Consider the following 18095-nt stretch of genomic DNA (forward strand, 5'->3'; position numbering starts at 1 on the left):
ATCAGTTTACCTTGAACCTAATAAAGGTAATAGGTTTTCCCTTTTCAAGATACTGATTTTCATAGAAAGTCTGTATTTCCAAAACCTCTTTGGGGCTTCCTTCATTCTTATACACATCATGGTTGGCATACAGGACTTCCAATCCTAGTCCATGTAGCAGTCCTAAGGTATAACCGTGCATAAATTCACTATCGGTCTTAAGATTAACAGTACCGTTGGACTTTAAAATTTGCCTATACCGTTCCAAAAACGCCTTATTGGTCATACGATGTTTAGTGCGCTTATATTTAATCTGTGGATCGGGAAAGGTAATCCATATCTCGGTAACTTCCTGGGCCCCAAAAATATGGTCGATCAATTCTATTTGGGTACGTACAAAAGCAACATTGGACAAGTTTTGCTCAATGGCCATCTTGGCACCTTTCCAAAAACGGGCGCCCTTAATATCAATACCTATAAAATTCCTATCCGGAAATTTCTTCGCCAGACCAATGGTATATTCCCCTTTTCCACAGCCCAGTTCCAAAACTATGGGATTATCATTTTTAAAGTGTGCCTGCCATTTTCCTTTAAGCGAAAATCCGCCCACAACCTCTTCCCTAGTTGGCTGAATAACGTTTGAAAACGTTTCGTTTTCCTGAAATCTCTTTAATTTATTTTTGCTTCCCACAATTTTCTTATCAATACAAGGGCAAAGCTAAGAAAAAACAGAAGCTTAGCGCTTACTGCTTATCCTCTATTTGGGAAGAACTTTTCTCTAGGGTAAAGGAAAACTCAGAACCTACCTCAACTGCACTTTCCACAAAAATTTTCTCCCCGTGTGCCTCAATGACATGTTTAACAATGGCAAGGCCCAGACCAGAACCACCCTCACGCCTACTACCACTTTGGTCTACCCTATAAAAACGTTCAAAAAGCCTTGGAATATGTACTGCCGGTATTCCCTCACCATTGTCCGTGACCCTTACAATTACTTTATTCTTCACTAGATTTTCAACGCTAATTTCCGTGGTACCTTTTTCATTTCCGTATTTAATGGAATTGACCAAAAGATTGGTCAATACCTGCTGTATTTTTTCTTTATCAGCATAAACCATAATGGGCTCCGGGTAAGGAATATCAAAGGTGAGGGTTATATTTTTCTTATCGGCCTTCATTTCCAACAGGTCAAAAACGCTCTGTATCAACTCTATGATATTGAACGATTGTTTTTCCAACCTAAGGTCCCCAACTTCCAATTTGGTAATAAGGTCCAGGTCTTTAACAATATAGATCAATCTATCAACCGCCTTGTTCGCCCTATAAATATATTTTTTCCTGACGTTTTTATCATCGATCGCACCATCCAATAACGTTTCCAAATATCCTTGTACGGTAAACAGCGGTGTCTTGAGCTCATGGGATACGTTGCCCAAAAAATCCTTACGGTACTCTTCCCGTATTTTTAAAGTATCGATTTCTATTTTCTTGTCCTTGGCAAATTTTTCAATTTCCGCGGTCAATGTGCGCATATCCGTGGTTACCGGATATGAGGGCAAAGTGGAAGACTCCAACAACTCCACATCATCATAGATCTTTTTGATCTTTTTGTAAATAAACTTATCTATTCTTATCTGTAAGGTCACGAAGGAGGTCACAAAAAGTGTAAGCGCGGTAACTATAACCACTACCCAGTTCAACTCATTGAACGACCACAGCAAAAAGGCCATGACCATTGTACTGATCAAAGCGATATAAACAGATGAGCGAAATGCAAATCGATATGATTTTTTGGAACGTACCGGCGCTGCCATTTATAGTACAAACTTATATCCTACCCCTTTTACCGTCTTAAAATGGTCTTCACCAATTTTTTCTCTAAGTTTTCTAATATGGACGTCTATGGTACGGCCTCCTACGACCACTTCATTACCCCAAACCTTGTCCAGAATTACATCTCTTTTAAATACTTTACTGGGCTTGGAGGTCAACAATGCAAGGAGTTCAAATTCCTTTCTGGGCAGAATAATCTCAACTCCTTTCTTGATGATCTTATACTCTTCCCTATTGATAACGATATCACCTACCTTAACAATATCCTCTTGGGCGTTTTCCTCGTTCTTAAGACGTCTTAAAAGTGCATTGACCTTACTTACCAATACTTTTGGTTTTATGGGCTTGGTAATATAATCATCTGCACCAGCATCAAAACCGGCCACTTGGGAATAATCCTCTCCCCTTGCGGTCAAAAAGGTTATGATGGTATTTTCCATACCAGGTGTCTTTCTTAAAATTTCACAAGCTTCAATACCATCCATCTCTGGCATCATTACATCTAAAATGATCAAGTGTGGTAATTTTTTCTTTGCCTTGGATACTCCGTCCGCCCCGTTTTTGGCAGTATATACATCATACCCCTCGGCAGAAAGATTATAAGCTACGATTTCAAGAATATCCGGCTCATCATCAACTAAAAGTATCCTAATATCCTTCTTTTTCATGGTTTTCTAATTGGATTGATTCGCTCAAAAGTAAAGATAATACTATTACAGAAACGTCTCTTAACATTGATTTAATGTAGTAACATTTAGGTAACACTAAAAAAATAAAGGTTTAACATGGGGGTAACCCGACCTTTACAACTACTGACGTCCTTTGCCGCTGATTAAAGAATAGAAATAACTGATGAACAAATTATTAATTTTTACATTCCTATTTGCGCTGGTAAATGTGACTGCACAGGATACCGGAAGCATTGTTGGTACATTAACGGACAAAGAAGTTAATGACGAACCCTTGGCATTTGCCAATGTTTTGATCAAAGGCACTACAAAAGGTACAACCTCTGATTTTGATGGATTATATGAAATATCCGGTGTTGAGCCTGGTATTTACACAATTTCCTATAGCTATTTAGGATATGAAACGGTAGAAATACCCAATGTTGAGGTAATTGCGGGTAAAGTTACCACTATAGATGTACCCTTAAGTGCATCTCAAGGAGTTTCCCTTGACGAAGTAACCGTTACGACCGTGGCAAGAAAGGACTCTGAAACCGCTTTGTTATTGGATCAGAAGAGAGCCGTTGAGATAAAGGAAAGTATTGGCGCCGTAGAACTTGCGAAAATTGGCGTTTCCGATGCCGCAACGGCAACTACTAAAATCTCTGGAGTTACCAGTAGTGAAGCTACCGGGGATGTTTTCGTAAGAGGTTTGGGCGATAGATATCTGTCCTCTACCTTAAATGGTTTGCCCGTACCATCTGACGACATCGACAAAAAGAACATAAACCTATCCTTATTTCCTACGCGTGTGCTCCAGAATGTGAGCATCAGTAAAACATACGGGGTAGACGGGTCCGCAGACCAAGCTTCAGGTAACATCAATATTACCTCTAGGGAATTGGCCGGATCAAGCGAATTGGCCGTAGGAGTATCCGGCGGTGTAAATTCAAATGTGGCCAAAAGCGGTGTATTCGATAATTTCAAAATCTCGCAAAATTCAAAAAATACCACATTTGGATTTTATGACCAAAGCCTTACCACCCAACAGTTAATCACAAATCAAGGCTGGAATACTTTGCAGCAAGAAAACCCAATGGATTATTCCATGTCCATAACCGCAGGTAAAAAGATAGCGGAACAACTTTCTGTTTTCTTTACCGCTTCCCATTCACGCTCTTTTGAACATAGGGAAGGTTTATTTAGACAATTTCGTTCCAACTTTATAGATGATACCATTACCGATGCAACTACGTATCAAAAGAAAATTGTTAATAGTGGCCTATTGGACATAACGTACTTGGCCAATGCCAAGAACAAGATAAAATCTAGTACATTTTTTGTAAACAAGCTAGACGAAAATGTTTTTGAAGGCGGGCGCAACGGGGAAGCCACTATTTTTGAGGAAACCAGTCCAAGTGAAGGTTTGTTCCAATTTATCAGGGACCAAAATACAAAGCAGACAAGATTGTTGATCACCCAGTTAATAGGTAGACACCAAATTGGTGAAAAAAATACTTTGCAATGGGCAGGTGGGTATAACCTTCTAAATGCGGATGAACCAAACAGAATTAGGAACGAAGTCAATTTTGACCCAGATGGTACATTGGTGCAACTTGGTAGAAATGGCGGTTTTCAACAACGAAAATCAAACCAGAAAATAAAGGACAACGAATTCAGTGCCTACTTAAAGGATGAACTTAAGGTTATTGATGAGGAAAATAGAAACTTTAAACTCAACTTTGGAGTTTCCTACAGGAACAAGGAGCGTGATTTCAGCTCTGAGTTTGTTGGGGTAGAAGAAATAAATACCAATGCGGTCAACCCTACCTCTATTGACAATTTAGGTGTAATTTTTCGCCAATCATATTTTGATGCCGGACTTTTGGAAATTAACCTTTTAGGTTCCAATGCAAATGGCGAAAGAAAGGATATTTATTTGGGAACCCTAGATTCAAAAGCGGCGTTCTTCTCTTTTAACGTAGGCCTGGACCAATGGAATTTTGATGCAGGATTAAGATACCAGAGAGATGAAATAGATGTAACCTATGACATAGGCAACCTATCTCCAAGAACAGGTGAAAGTAATCAAGATTACAGCAATTTTTACCCTAGCTTAAATGTAAAATATACGATCAATGACCTTCATGCATTGCGTTTGGCGGTTAGCCGTACTATTACCCTTCCGGAATTCAAGGAGATCGCACCTTTCAGTTATGTTTCCCCAACAGGGCAGATTACACGCGGTAATCCAGATTTGATCGCTTCCAAGGATATCAACCTAGATTTAAAATGGGAATATTTCCCATCTGCGGGAGAATTAATTTCAGTAGCCGCTTTCTATAAAGATATCTCGGATCCTATCAACAGGGTTAGGGAAAGAGGTTCCGCCGGTATTTTCTCATATTTCAATTCTGGTGAAAAAGCAGAGATATTCGGTCTGGAAGCAGAGACCAAATTAGACCTTGTAAAACCTACCTTTAACGATGATGGCGATGCATCTGGTTATAATCTGAACATGGTTCTTAACGTAACCCGTATGTGGCACCAACAAGATCTAAAGGAAATATATAATGAGCAAGGCGGTCTACTAAGAAGCTTCCAATACAAAGGAATTACAGAGACCGATTTACAAGGCGCCTCTGACTGGATTTTTAACACCAGCCTAAATTATGATACGGCAGGTGACAATCCTTTTGCCATATCCTTGAACGCCAATTATGCATCAGATAAAATTTATTCTTTAGGCGTACCAACGGATCAAACCAATAGAGACATATTCTATGATGACGCTATTGTAGAAAAGGGATTTGTAGTACTAAATGCACAAATCAGCAAAGAATTTGGCGAGCATCTTAAAGTAAGCCTTTTAGGAAATAATTTATTGAATCCAGAAATAAAACAAACTCAACTCGTTCGCAATCCTGTTACAGAAATAGAGCAGGAACAAACTGTAAGTTCATACTCAACCGGCATGGGCATTAGCCTAGGTCTTAATTACAAGTTTTAATGCAAACCAATTAATAATTAGTAACCTTAATGATTTTTATTATGAAATTGAAAACGAGAAATTTTGTAAAAGTTTTTGTCCTAATGGCAGCAATGACATTTGTGAGCTGTAGCAATGATGACAACGATCCGGACGATGGTCCAGATGCAGTAACACCAACTTGTACCGATGGTATAAAAAACGGTGATGAAACAGGGGTTGACTGTGGTGGTTCTTGTACTGCTTGCGAAGATACCAACCCAGAAGAAAGCACTACTTTAACCGGACAATTATCCGAAGAAAGAACGCTGGATGCTTCTAAAACCTACACTTTAGAGAAAAACTACAGTATTGAAGCCGGTGGTAAATTAATTATCCCTGCAGGTACGGTAATCAATGCAACGGTGGAGTCCGGTGATGAAACCGAAACGTATATCGTTGTTCAAAGAGGTGGGGAAATAGATATCCAAGGTACTGCTGCGGCTCCCGTAATTATGCAATCTACAGGTGGAGAAGCCGGTCAATGGGGTGGTTTGGTCTTATTAGGAGACGCTACTACTACTGAAGGTGTTGACGCAACAGCAGAAGTTGGCAACTTTAAATACGGGGGGTCTAACGATGCCGATAATTCCGGATCCATTAGCTACTTGATCATAAAACATGCCGGTGCGCAAATTAATGCGGAATCGCAGTACAACGGACTTACACTTTACGCAGTAGGTTCTGAAACTACTATTGATAACGTAGCTATGATCGATGGGGACGATGATGGTGTTGAGTTTTTTGGCGGAACAGTTTCTGCTACCAACTTATATTTTGAAAACAACCAAGACGATTCTATCGATTGGACAGAAGGTTGGAACGGAACCGTTACCAATGCGTATGTACTGCATACAAAAGAAGGTTTCTCAACTGCAGTTGAAGCCGATAAAGCAAACGGAAATCCTAAGCTAATAAACTTTACGGCAGTTTCAACGGTAGGTGGTACCGCTTTACAATTTAAAGCAACTTCCGGGGCTACAATTACCGGACTTTCTTTAAGTGGTTATGCTACTTCAATAGACATGAAGGACAATGGTCCTTTGGCCAACGTAATCATAGATGGTGTAGCTGGCGACCCAGAAAATAGCTATAATTCCAATGCAACTGTAGATATCGCTATTTTTGATTGGGTAAATACAGATACCACTGTTGGAAGCAGTATTTTAACAGGGAACTTGACCAGTGACCTTACCTTAGATGCCAACATCAACTACTTATTGTCTAAAAACTATAGCGTTGAAGATGGTGCAACACTTACTATTCCTGCAGGTACCACCATTAGTGCTCAAGTGGAATCAGGTGATGAAACCGAAACTTACATCGTTGTTCAAAGAGGAGGTAAAATTGTAATAGAAGGAACAGAAGCCGATCCTGTTGTAATGACCTCTACGAACGACAATCCTGGCGATTGGGGCGGATTGGTGATTTTAGGAGATGCCACTACTACAGAAGGTATTGATGCTACTGCTGAAGTAGGCGATTTCAAATACGGTGGCACTAATGATACAGACAACTCAGGTTCTATAAGCTACTTGATCATAAAAAATGCAGGTGCCCAGATTAATGCCGAGTCTCAGTACAACGGTCTTACTCTTTATGCTGTAGGTTCTGAAACTACTATTGACAACGTTGCAATGATCGATGGTGAAGATGATGGTGTTGAGTTCTTTGGCGGTACAGTTTCTGCTTCAAACTTATACTTCGAAAACAACCAAGATGATTCTATTGACTGGACAGAAGGTTGGAACGGAACCGTAACTACGGCTTACGTTTTGCATAATCAAGAAGGTTTCTCTACCGCTGTTGAAGCCGATAAAGCAAACGGAAATCCTAAGTTAATAGATTTCACTGCTGTTTCTACAGTTGGTGGTACAGCTTTACAATTCAAAGCTACTTCTGGAGCTACGCTAACAAACGTTAGTCTTTCTGGTTATGATACCAATGTTGACATGAAAGACAACGGACCATTAGAGAATGTCATCGTAGACGGTACAGCTCTTACTACCGTAGATGATGATGTTTTTAACGGTACTGCTGTTGATGTGGCTATTTTCGCTTGGGCAACTGGAAACTAAATTATCGCATATTTTTTAATAATAAGCCCGCAATTTGCGGGCTTTTTTGCATTTCATCGAAAAATTTAAAAGAAACGTGCTAGTCCCTTGACATTCAGGAATCAATATTCCTATATTTGTGGTATACATTTTGTATGTAAATGCGTATGAAGCATCTTTACCTCGTTATCTTTTTCCTATTTGTATCCTTCAGCTATGGGCAAAGTACCCAAAGCAATGGGGATATTGATGGTTTTAGCATGTACCCAAATCCGGTTACTACAGGTAAAGTTTTTATTTCAACCGACCTAAATGCTCCCAAGGAAATTTTTATCTACGATGTTTTTGGAACGGTATTGTTAAAAACAACCATATTGGGAAAAGAACTTAATCTTTCCGACCTTGATGCCGGTGTATATGTGTTGCGTGTTTTTGAAAAAGATAAAATGGCCACTAGAAAATTGATCGTAAAATAAATAGGTAATCTATCTCTATTTATTAAGCCATACCCCAATTACTACAATCGATTAAATACATAAAATTCCGATAAAGAACATTCCGTATCTAATTGACCTACATAATCTTAGCTTTCACAACATTTTCAAACCCATAGTTTAGCATATAAGTACCTTTATATTGTTGATCCCAAATCAATTAAAATGAAGAAAATCTACTTTTTGCTACTTATGGTACTTTCCTTTGGTGTTTACGCCCAAGAAACCATTGATATAAATCAATTACACAATGACGAAATTGCTGGATTTAAACTCTATCCAAATCCTGTAATAGCAGATGTGGTCTACGTAACTACAGAAAAAAACAATTTAAAGGAAGTGAAAATCTATGACGTTTTCGGTGAATTGGTGCTTACGGATAGATTGCACACCAAGGCCTTGAACATTTCCAGACTTTCTGCCGGTGTCTATGTTGTTCAGGTTACCGAGGACGAAAAAACTATTACCCGAAAGTTGATCGTTAAATAACGCCCCTTACAATATGCCCCCAACGAACCAATAAAATAAATTGGTTCAGTACCTTTGCTTTAAGCGGATATATTCCATGGAGCAAAATTCTATATTTACTATACGCAACCGCGAGGATTTTTTAGCCCACGCCCTGCGCATATTTTCATTTCAATACCACAATAACGTTATATACCGTTCCTTTTGTAATCATTTGGGCGTTGATACAGGTACCGTGACGAAATTGGAACAGATTCCGTTTTTACCCATAGAATTTTTCAAATCTAAAAAAGTAGTAAGTTCTACCGGCCACGAAGAAATTATTTTTACCAGTAGCGGTACAACGGGCAGCCAAACAAGCAAACATTTTGTTACCGACCTACAAGTATATGAACATAGTTATTTAAAGGCTTTTACGCATTTTTACGGCGCTATTGAGGACTATTGTGTACTGGCTCTCTTACCATCGTATTTAGAGCGCACAGGCTCTTCGCTAATTTATATGGTTGAGGACCTGATCACAAAATCCCAACACCCAAAAAGTGGTTTTTTCCTAAATGAATATGATCGTTTGCACCAGTTGATTTTAGAACTGCAAAGAACCAATACCAAGCTACTTATCATTGGTGTTTCTTTTGCTCTTTTGGAGTTTACCGAAAAATATCAGTTATCCCTCCAAAATACCATTATTATGGAAACCGGTGGTATGAAAGGCAGACGTAAGGAGCTTGTTCGCCAAGAGTTGCATCATCTATTAAAAGGTGGTTTTGGAGTATCTGAAATTCATTCCGAATATGGCATGACGGAGTTGTTGTCACAGGCGTATTCCAAAGGTGAAGGTATATTCCATTGCCCTCCTTGGATGCAGGTACTGATTCGTGATACTGAAGATCCGTTAAGCTATCAAAAAATAGGAAAAAACGGAGGCATCAATATTATTGACCTGGCCAACATAAATTCTTGTTCCTTTATTGCTACCCAAGACCTTGGAAAAGTCAACAATGATGGCTCTTTTGAAGTAATTGGCAGATTTGACAACTCTGATATAAGAGGCTGCAACCTAATGGTGCTTTAATTCTTACTCAGCACATAATCCAGACCTGGACCATCACAAGCCATCCATAAACTGGAAATCATGCTGGAAGTTCTATACATTAACAGTTCCTTATCATCACCTGTACAATTTGCCGCAAGACCATTTCCTGTTGTAAAGGTAAGTTCCAAATAATGTGCATCATCATCTTCAAACTCCATAACCTCAAAAGTTCCTTCGGCTATAGTATTGACTTCATCAACCGTACGCGATTTCAAAAAAGTACCTTCTGGGGTAAATATATAGTACTCTTGCCATGCCATATCACTACCAGTAGTTTCAGTATTTGCCCAACTTTCCGTCATTTTGACCAGCTCCCATTTTTGCTCAGAGAAAACAAATTGTGTTGATTCCAACCCAAAGTCATCCTCACTGGAACATGAAATCAATAGTAATAATACTAATGTAAAAGCAGCAAATTTTCCCATATGATGACAGTTTTAACCTATTAAGTAGATGCCTTAAAACAAAAACGTTGCGTAAAATTCGCCAATAAATTATAATCCTAAAATCTTAGCATCCACAAAAAAGGTAGAATTAACTTCCAGCTCGTGATCGGAACTCATTAATTCATCTGTAACCGTATTAAGACGTAAGGAAAACTCGTCTTTTTTTATATATTCCTTTAAATCGGCATCAGAAGTCAATAAGCTAATGGTATTACCGGCGTTTTCCGGAACTTCGTTCAAGTAAGCAATTTGTATTTCTTCCAAGCCTTCTGCAGAAATGAATACCTCAATGGAATTTAAAAAACTAAAATCAGAATCATCGGGAGAAAGAATGACCATTTCCAATTCTGTCAATACGATTTCCTCAATAAGGTCTTTTCTGGTATCGTTTACCGCAAATTTAGATTCTGAGTTTGTTTCGGTCTCCGGAGTAAATACATCAAAAGGTAAATCTATACCCGCAGTAGATGGTATAGTAGCACGCTGGCTATATTCCATATCAAATTTTGTTAATTCGTCTAGTTTATCACAAGAAGAAAAAAGAGCGAGTAGACATATAATTGAGATATATTTTTTGATCATAGTTCAGGGGTTTTATCCTTTATAACGAAGTATCCCATTAATTATTTTAAAAATTAAGGGGATACATATACGATATAAAAAAGAACTATTTGCTAATCATTGAATACCAGTACAAAATAATTTTTTTTACCTCTTTGCAAGAGTACAAACTTATTATTGATCAAGTCATTGGGCGTAATGAGATAATCTTCCTTTACTTTCTCTTTATTTACCGAAATGGAATTTTGTTTCAGTTCTCTCCTTGCTTCCCCGTTGGATCCCAAGAAACTGGTTTTTGCGGACAAGGCACCGATCATATCCAAACCATCAGTCAGCTCGGATTTTGAAAGTTCCGCTTGGGGGACCCCTTCAAAAATTTCCAAAAACGTTTTTTCGTTCAAGCCTTTTAAATCGGAACCAGTAGATCTTCCAAACAATATTTCACTTGCGCGAACGGCATTGTCCAAATCGTCCTGTGAATGAACCATAACGGTGACCTCATCTGCCAAACGTTTCTGCAGTAATCGTAAATGGGGCGCTTCTTGATGTTTCTCTATCAACGCTTCAATTTCCTGTTGGCCCAGGAAGGTAAAAATCTTTATATATTTTTCCGCATCGGTATCTGAGGTATTCAACCAATATTGATAAAATTTATACGGTGAAGTACGCTCTGCATCCAACCAAATATTTCCCCCTTCTGTCTTACCGAATTTTGTGCCATCTGCTTTGGTGATCAGCGGACATGTAAGCGCATAGCCCTTTCCACCGGCTATTCTTCTAATCAGTTCCGTTCCCGTAGTTATATTGCCCCATTGATCACTACCACCCATTTGAAGGCTACAGTTATGCTCACGATATAGGTGAAGAAAATCATAACCTTGTACCAATTGGTAGGTAAATTCCGTAAAAGACATGCCCTCCTTGGCTTCCGCGGACAACCTTTTTTTAACCGAATCCTTGGACATCATGTAGTTAACGGTAATATGCTTGCCTACATCCCTTATGAACTCTAAAAAAGAAAAATTCTTCATCCAGTCGTAATTGTTGACCAAGACCGCCGCATTATCTCCATCTACCGAAAAATCCAAAAAGCGGGACAATTGTTCCTTAAGCGCATTTTCATTATGACGCAAAGTTTTTTCATCAAGTAAATTACGCTCGGCAGATTTTCCCGATGGATCACCGATCATTCCTGTGGCACCTCCTATCAATGCATAGGGCTTGTGGCCCGCCAATTGAAAGTGGCGCAACATCATGACACCGACCAAATGACCTATATGCAACGAATCTGCGGTTGGATCAATACCAACGTATGCAGCCTGCATTCCTTCCATAAGATGTTCTTCTGTTCCCGGCATTGCATCATGCAACATTCCACGCCATTGTAACTCCTTGACAAAATTTGTTGTCATCGTATTCTAAATTATAATTGAAATGCAAATATAAATGGAATTCTTGCCAGTACACAGTAGAACAAAGCATGAATTTATCGGCTTGTATTCCCTAACTTTGAAATATGGTTTTAGTAACGGGAGGTACAGGTCTTGTTGGATCGCATTTGCTATTGAAATTGGCTATGCAAAATGTACCTGTACGTGCAATTTATAGATCAGTGGAAAAACTGGAACAGGTCAAAAAGACCTTTTCCTACTACACCACCAACGTTACGGCCCTGTATGACAAAATAGATTGGGTACAAGGGGATATTTTGGATATACCTTCCCTAGATGACGCGTTCCAAAACGTTACCCATGTTTATCACTGTGCAGCATTAATTTCCTTTAGTCCTTCCGATTTTAACATATTGGACCGTGTCAATAGAGAAGGTACTGCCAATATCGTTAACATGTGCATTGCCAAAAACGTACAAAAACTTTGTTATGTAAGTACTATTGGAACTATAGGAAGGACCTCCACCAGCTTGGCAGCAGATGAAGAAACGGAATTTAACCGACAATTTGCCAACCCTTACGCAATTACCAAACATTTGGCGGAAATGGAAGTGTGGCGCGGTGCTCAGGAACAAATACAAGTTGTAATCATAAATCCCGGTGTTATCCTTGGACCTGGCTATTGGGAAAATGGTAGTGGTTCGTTTTTTAAAACCGCCCATAAAAATTATTCATACTATCCACCAGGTGGTTCAGGATTTGTTGCGGTTGCAGATGTGACCGCTATTATGGTACAGCTAATGAATACAGATATTCACGGCGAGCGATATATTGTAGTAGCTTCCAATAACACTTATAAGGAAGTATTGGAAATGATTTCAAGAGCAATGAACAAAAAGGCTCCTTATAAGAAATTGCAGCCTTGGCAACTTCAAATAGGTAAATATCTGGACCTTTTAAGACATTTACTAACAGGAAAGCCTAGAACCATAACCCACAGCACTATACACGGACTTTTGCACCCTACCACTTTTGATAGTTCTAAAATTATTAAAACGTTGGATTATACATTTGAACCCTTGGAAAATTCAATTACATTTTCCTCCAGAATTTTCATGAAGGAACATGCAGAATAAGTTCTACTTATCAACAGCTTCCTTCTTTTTAGGTGCGTTTTTCAACAAATTTAAACTGTCCTTTACTTTTTTTGCGGTTTCCACCTGTTCCCGTTGTTGTTCCAAACTAGTCTCTACCTGTTTATAGAGCGATTCATAAACCAACGGTAACGAAGCGTAATAACGGTCACTATCCACAAATTGTGCGCTATCTATTTCATACTTTTCAAAAATAAACTCCGTAGGTTCAATTCCATTATCCTTTAACTTACCTAAATTGGTTCCCTTTGCCGCATTTACTATAGCCATGTCCTTAAGGATCAATACCATTTTTTCCTTAGGTATTAAATTATCTGGCTTTTCTATTAAACTTTCGGCACAGGATACAAAAACCAGCATCAATAAAACTATTCCTAGGTATTTTTTCATGGCCTATTATAGGTTAATCTTTTGGCATTCCTCATTTCTGAAAACTTTCCGTTGCTATATCCTAAATGGCCGTTAATAAAAGTATGGACCACTTTTGATGAAAACTCAACCCCTTCAAACGGAGACCATTGACATTTGTAGGCTATATTATCCTTGGTCACCTTCCAGGTGTCATTTAAATTTGCTACCACCAAATCTGCGTAATACCCTTCACGGATATAACCACGCTTTTTTATCTGGAACAATATTGCTGGATTATGGCACATTTTCTGTACAACTTTTTCTAATGAAATAACACCTTGCGAAACCTTCTCCAGCATTGCGGGCAAGGCATGTTGTACCAAAGGACCGCCAGAAGGTGCCTTGGTATACACATTGTCCTTTTCCTCCAATAAATGAGGTGCATGATCGGTAGCAATGACATCCAATCTATCGTCTAAAAGTGCTTTCCATAACAAATTACGATCATTGGCCGTTTTCACTGCCGGGTTCCATTTGATCAATGACCCTTTTTCATTATAATCTTCATTGGAAAACCACAAATGATGAATGCATACCTCTGCAGTAATCTTCTTTTCCTCTAACGGAATATCATTTCGGAACAACTCAGTTTCCTTACCGGTGGATAAGTGGAAAACATGTAAGCGTGCTCCAGTTTTCTTTGCCAAGGCAATGGCCCTGGACGATGATAGGTAACAGGCTTCCTCACTTCTAATAATAGGATGGTATTTCATTGGGATATCATCCCCAAATTCTGCCTTGTACTTGGCCAGATTTTCTTTAATAGTAGTTTCATCCTCACAATGTGCAGAAATAACCATTTCCGTATTACGGAAAATATTTTCTATTACCTTTTCATCATCTACCAACATATTACCTGTAGAGGACCCCAAAAACAATTTAATTCCGGAACAGGCATTTTTATCCAATCGTTTTAACTCCTCTAGATTATCATTTGTACCACCAAATAAAAATGAATAATTGGCAAAAGATGAGTTCGCCGCAATTTGAAATTTTTCCTCAAGCTTTTCTATGGTGGTGGTCTGTGGCGTAGTGTTGGGCTGCTCCATATAAGTAGTGATACCACCTGCCAGTGCCGCTCTACTCTCTGTAGCAATTGTTCCCTTATGGGTTAAACCCGGCTCTCTAAAATGCACCTGATCATCTATGACACCAGGTAAAATATGCAACCCCTGTACATTGACCACCTCTGCGTTGGCATCGGTAATATCTTTTGCAATCTTTATGATAATGTCATTTTCGATCAGAATGTCATTTTCGGCAATGATACCCTCATTTACCGTAATGCCATTTTTTAAAAGTATTTTACCCATATTAAAATTTATTTTTAAGAAAAAGACTTCTCATTTTCATCACAAACACCCCCCAAATAGCTTCACTAATTATCGATGAGCTCATTTTGGACTTGCCCAAAACTCGATCTCTAAAAATTATGGAAACTTCTTCTATCTTGAATTTTTTTAAGTAGGCCCTGAATTTCATTTCTATTTGAAAGGCATACCCAACAAAACGGACAGAATCCAAATCTATAGCCTCCAAGACCTCTCTCTTATAACATACAAAACCGGCCGTGGGATCATGCACCCGCATACCGGTGATCAATTTAACGTAAAAGGACGCCCCGTAAGAGAGCAACACCCTATACAGTGGCCAATCTACAACGTTGACCCCTTTTTTATACCTTGAACCCACAGCAACATCCGCCCCGTTCATACATGCCCTTTGCAACCTGATCAAATCTGAAGGGGTATGGGAAAAATCGGCATCCATTTCAAATATGTAATCATATCCCTTGTTTATTGCCCATTTAAAACCGTGGATATATGCCGTACCCAACCCTGATTTTTCTAACCTAGTTTCCAGAAATAGATTGCCCAAGAATTCTGCTTGTAGCTCCTTAACGCGTTCTCCCGTCTGATCGGGAGAATTATCATCAACGATCAACACATGAAAATCTTTTTGCAAATCAAATACCGCCCTAATGATGGCCTCAACATTTTCAATTTCATTATAGGTAGGTATAATTACAAGACTTTTAGCCATATGTTGCGCAATATATTTTCACAAAAGTAAGGTTTTAATAGTCGTATTAAAACGGGCAATGCTACCTTTATGATTTTTTTAGACCGGGCACATGACCTTAAATTTGTAATTTTACGCACAAGTATCCTATGCGAATGTTAACAAAAATTCCAAAGCAATTCTATTTTTTTCTCGCTGTCCTATTTGTACTCAATCTTATACAATCCAATTTTACGCAGCTTATATTTGACGAAGCCTACTATTGGTATTATAGCCAAAATATGGCTTGGGGATATTTTGACCACCCGCCAATGGTGGCATTAATGATTAAAATAAGTAGTTATTTCTTTGATGGGGAATTGGGTGTTAGGCTGGTTAGTTGCCTATTATCGGCACTGAACATTGTTTTGTTATGGTTAATGATAGACAACCCAAAAAAAAACCAATACATTGTTCATTTCTTTGTTTTGGTCTTTTCCATGACACTGCTCAACGCCTACGGATTTTTTACCTTGCCGGATACTCCGCTACTTTTTTTTACCAGTTGTTTTTTATTGACGTACAAGCATTTTATTAAAAATGAGAACTTACCCTTAGCCATAATATTGGGCATATTTATGGCAGCACTGATGTACAGTAAATACCATGCCGTACTGGTCATTTTTTTTGTATTGCTTTCCAATATAAAACTAGTTGCCAAACCTTATGCTTGGCTGGCGGTCCTTATTGCTTTATGTTGTTATGCACCCCATTTTTATTGGTTGTACGACAATGATTTTGTTTCCATAAAATATCATTTGTACGAAAGGCCCAACGGAGCGTATAGCTTTGAGAAATACACATTGGGCTTTTTTGTAAACCTGGTGGCCATTTTTGGCCTTACCTTTCCCTTTATCTATAAGGCCCTTTTAAAGACCAAAAACACCAATTTGTTCAACAAGGCATTGATATATCTTACTTATGGGGTTATTCTGTTCTTTTTTATCTCTAGCTTCAACAGAAGAATACAGACCCAATGGATTATAATTATCTGCATTCCCATGGTTGTTATAGCGTTTAATTATATGTTGAACAACAAACAGGCATTGACATGGATATTTCGATTGGGATTAATCAATGTTATCTTAATTGCCTATTTAAGAATAGGACTTGTACATCAACCTCTTTTATTTAACTTTTATTACGAAAGTCATGGCAACATCGAATGGGCTACCGCCATTAAGAATGAAGCAGGCAACAGGCCCGTGGTCTTTGAAAATTCTTATCGAAATGCCCCCATGTATTCCTTCTATACCAATGGTAGCCCCACATTTTCACTAAATAACTATATGTACCGAAAAAATCAGTATAGTATAGACAATTCTGAAGAAAACGTACGGGGAAAAGATGTGGCCTATATATCCAAATACCTAAATGACTTTTCATTTTCCTACCAAAGAGAAGATGGCGGACTTTATAAAGGAATATTTATTCCTAATTTTCAGTCTTTTAGAAAAGTGGAGTGTATTGTTGAAGAACAAGAGTTAACACTTACTACAGAAAAATCAATTGAACTATCTGTTTACAATCCCTATGAACAAAACATTTCATTGCAAGATTTAAAATTTGGCATAATTTATATGGATGCGTATAAAACCCCTATACAGACATTGGGTATTACACCCACTGCCAATACCCCAAATACCACACAATTGCAAGCAAAGGACACTACAAAATTTAAATTTAGCCTGCCTACAACCAAAAATGAAAACATTGGTTATTTTAGGGTCGTCATAGCAGAAAACAATCTACTATTTGGATTGAACGGAAAACCTATCCCCATAAACTAATGGAACCGATCAACAGAACAATTTTACAGACAGATTGGATTACAATTACGTTGTTCACTAGTTTTATCTGCGTTCTGATCGCAAAAAGTTTTGATTATACACGCTTTGTCAATTTTATTATCCTACCGTTCAACAACAAGTATATTACCATATACACCAAGAAAGAAAAACTGTTCAATTGGTTTCATATCCTAATAAGTCTATTTCAAATTATTAACACTACGCTTTTTATTTATTTTATTTGGCGTGAATTTTTAAATACCGGGGTCGTAAAAAACCCATTCTTATTTCCCATTCTGTTGGTCGTTGTTTTTTTGTTCATCACCTTAAAGACTGTAGTACAATTGGCCAATGGCTTTGTGTTCAATTCCTACAAAACATTCAATGAATTGATATTCAAGAAATTGACCTACTTAAATTATTCCGGCATTGTGCTATGTATCGCCAATATATTTTTAACCTACGTGGCAATAGATCATAAAATCATCATTATAATTGGCTCAATTTTATTTATAGCAATCAATATAATAGGCTGGTTGACAGTACTCAGGAATTATCAAAATTTTATTAGCTCCTATTTCTTCTATTTTATTTTGTACCTTTGCGCACTCGAAATTGCACCCTTAGTTATAATGGGAAGCTTTCTTAAATAGTGCAC

The 18095-nt window shown here is 38.2% G+C and carries 17 protein-coding genes; 8 read left to right on the plus strand and 9 right to left on the minus strand.

Annotated features, from left to right (window positions below):
* Position 1: 1 nt before the first annotated feature.
* Genes trmB through CHB68_RS10540 form a run of 3 tightly spaced genes read right to left on the minus strand, consistent with a single transcriptional unit; the run spans position 2 to position 2480 of the window.
* Positions 2 to 670 (minus strand): tRNA (guanosine(46)-N7)-methyltransferase TrmB, encoded by a 669-nt coding sequence (gene trmB / locus CHB68_RS10530; protein ID WP_089260844.1) that lies wholly within the window; start codon positions 668 to 670, stop codon positions 2 to 4.
* A 52-nt stretch (positions 671 to 722) separates the two neighbouring features.
* Positions 723 to 1793, minus strand: a complete 1071-nt coding sequence (locus CHB68_RS10535) for a sensor histidine kinase (protein WP_245838911.1) — start codon at positions 1791 to 1793, stop codon at positions 723 to 725.
* Positions 1794 to 2480, minus strand: a complete 687-nt coding sequence (locus CHB68_RS10540; RefSeq protein WP_089260845.1) for a response regulator transcription factor — start codon at positions 2478 to 2480, stop codon at positions 1794 to 1796.
* 184 nt (positions 2481 to 2664) lie between these two features.
* Here CHB68_RS10540 and CHB68_RS10545 point away from each other — a divergent pair, with 184 nt between their 5' ends.
* From CHB68_RS10545 to CHB68_RS10565, 5 genes are all read left to right on the plus strand, one after another.
* Positions 2665 to 5490 (plus strand): TonB-dependent receptor, encoded by a 2826-nt coding sequence (locus tag CHB68_RS10545; RefSeq protein WP_089260846.1) that lies wholly within the window; start codon positions 2665 to 2667, stop codon positions 5488 to 5490.
* 41 nt (positions 5491 to 5531) lie between these two features.
* The gene (locus CHB68_RS10550) at positions 5532 to 7586 is read left to right on the plus strand and encodes a hypothetical protein (protein ID WP_245838912.1); all 2055 of its coding nucleotides are present in this window, start codon (positions 5532 to 5534) and stop codon (positions 7584 to 7586) included.
* A gap of 146 nt (positions 7587 to 7732) precedes the next feature.
* Positions 7733 to 8041 carry a T9SS type A sorting domain-containing protein gene (locus tag CHB68_RS10555; protein WP_089261254.1) on the plus strand — a complete coding sequence of 103 codons (309 nt, stop codon included), beginning with the start codon at positions 7733 to 7735 and terminating at the stop codon, positions 8039 to 8041.
* Between the two features lie 183 nt (positions 8042 to 8224).
* Positions 8225 to 8548 (plus strand): T9SS type A sorting domain-containing protein, encoded by a 324-nt coding sequence (locus CHB68_RS10560; RefSeq protein WP_089260847.1) that lies wholly within the window; start codon positions 8225 to 8227, stop codon positions 8546 to 8548.
* A gap of 76 nt (positions 8549 to 8624) precedes the next feature.
* Positions 8625 to 9602 carry a LuxE/PaaK family acyltransferase gene (locus CHB68_RS10565; protein WP_089260848.1) on the plus strand — a complete coding sequence of 326 codons (978 nt, stop codon included), beginning with the start codon at positions 8625 to 8627 and terminating at the stop codon, positions 9600 to 9602.
* On the opposite strand, the gene CHB68_RS10570 is transcribed toward CHB68_RS10565, so the two are convergent.
* The 3 genes from CHB68_RS10570 to tyrS all read right to left on the minus strand — a co-directional run bounded on the left by CHB68_RS10570 (position 9599) and on the right by tyrS (position 12042).
* The gene (locus CHB68_RS10570; protein WP_089260849.1) at positions 9599 to 10048 is read right to left on the minus strand and encodes a hypothetical protein; all 450 of its coding nucleotides are present in this window, start codon (positions 10046 to 10048) and stop codon (positions 9599 to 9601) included. The genes CHB68_RS10565 and CHB68_RS10570 overlap by 4 nt on opposite strands.
* A 69-nt stretch (positions 10049 to 10117) precedes the next feature.
* Positions 10118 to 10651, minus strand: coding sequence for a hypothetical protein (locus tag CHB68_RS10575; RefSeq protein WP_089260850.1), 534 nt, complete (start codon positions 10649 to 10651; stop codon positions 10118 to 10120).
* 92 nt (positions 10652 to 10743) lie between these two features.
* Positions 10744 to 12042 carry a tyrosine--tRNA ligase gene (gene tyrS, locus CHB68_RS10580; protein ID WP_089260851.1) on the minus strand — a complete coding sequence of 433 codons (1299 nt, stop codon included), beginning with the start codon at positions 12040 to 12042 and terminating at the stop codon, positions 10744 to 10746.
* 104 nt (positions 12043 to 12146) lie between these two features.
* On the opposite strand from tyrS, the gene CHB68_RS10585 reads away from it, so the two are divergent.
* Positions 12147 to 13157 carry an NAD-dependent epimerase/dehydratase family protein gene (locus tag CHB68_RS10585; protein WP_089260852.1) on the plus strand — a complete coding sequence of 337 codons (1011 nt, stop codon included), beginning with the start codon at positions 12147 to 12149 and terminating at the stop codon, positions 13155 to 13157.
* 3 nt (positions 13158 to 13160) lie between these two features.
* On the opposite strand, the gene CHB68_RS10590 is transcribed toward CHB68_RS10585, so the two are convergent.
* The 3 genes from CHB68_RS10590 to CHB68_RS10600 are packed head-to-tail and all read right to left on the minus strand — an operon-like array spanning position 13161 to position 15629.
* Positions 13161 to 13565, minus strand: coding sequence for a DUF4296 domain-containing protein (locus CHB68_RS10590; RefSeq protein ID WP_089260853.1), 405 nt, complete (start codon positions 13563 to 13565; stop codon positions 13161 to 13163).
* Positions 13562 to 14899: a dihydroorotase gene (locus CHB68_RS10595; protein ID WP_089260854.1), complete on the minus strand. Its 1338-nt coding sequence runs from the start codon at positions 14897 to 14899 to the stop codon at positions 13562 to 13564. The genes CHB68_RS10590 and CHB68_RS10595 overlap by 4 nt, the downstream gene beginning before the upstream one ends.
* A gap of 1 nt (position 14900) precedes the next feature.
* A complete protein-coding gene (locus CHB68_RS10600; protein WP_089260855.1) occupies positions 14901 to 15629 on the minus strand; it encodes a polyprenol monophosphomannose synthase in 729 nt (242 codons plus the stop codon).
* Positions 15630 to 15763: 134 nt separating this feature from the next.
* On the opposite strand from CHB68_RS10600, the gene CHB68_RS10605 reads away from it, so the two are divergent.
* Together CHB68_RS10605 and CHB68_RS10610 are read left to right on the plus strand one after the other, a co-directional pair.
* Positions 15764 to 17437 (plus strand): ArnT family glycosyltransferase, encoded by a 1674-nt coding sequence (locus CHB68_RS10605; RefSeq protein ID WP_089260856.1) that lies wholly within the window; start codon positions 15764 to 15766, stop codon positions 17435 to 17437.
* Positions 17437 to 18090, plus strand: a complete 654-nt coding sequence (locus CHB68_RS10610) for a DUF4271 domain-containing protein (RefSeq protein WP_089260857.1) — start codon at positions 17437 to 17439, stop codon at positions 18088 to 18090. The genes CHB68_RS10605 and CHB68_RS10610 overlap by 1 nt, the downstream gene beginning before the upstream one ends.
* Positions 18091 to 18095 lie beyond the last annotated feature (5 nt).

Source organism: Maribacter sedimenticola (genome assembly GCF_900188415.1).
Lineage (GTDB): Bacteria > Bacteroidota > Bacteroidia > Flavobacteriales > Flavobacteriaceae > Maribacter > Maribacter sedimenticola.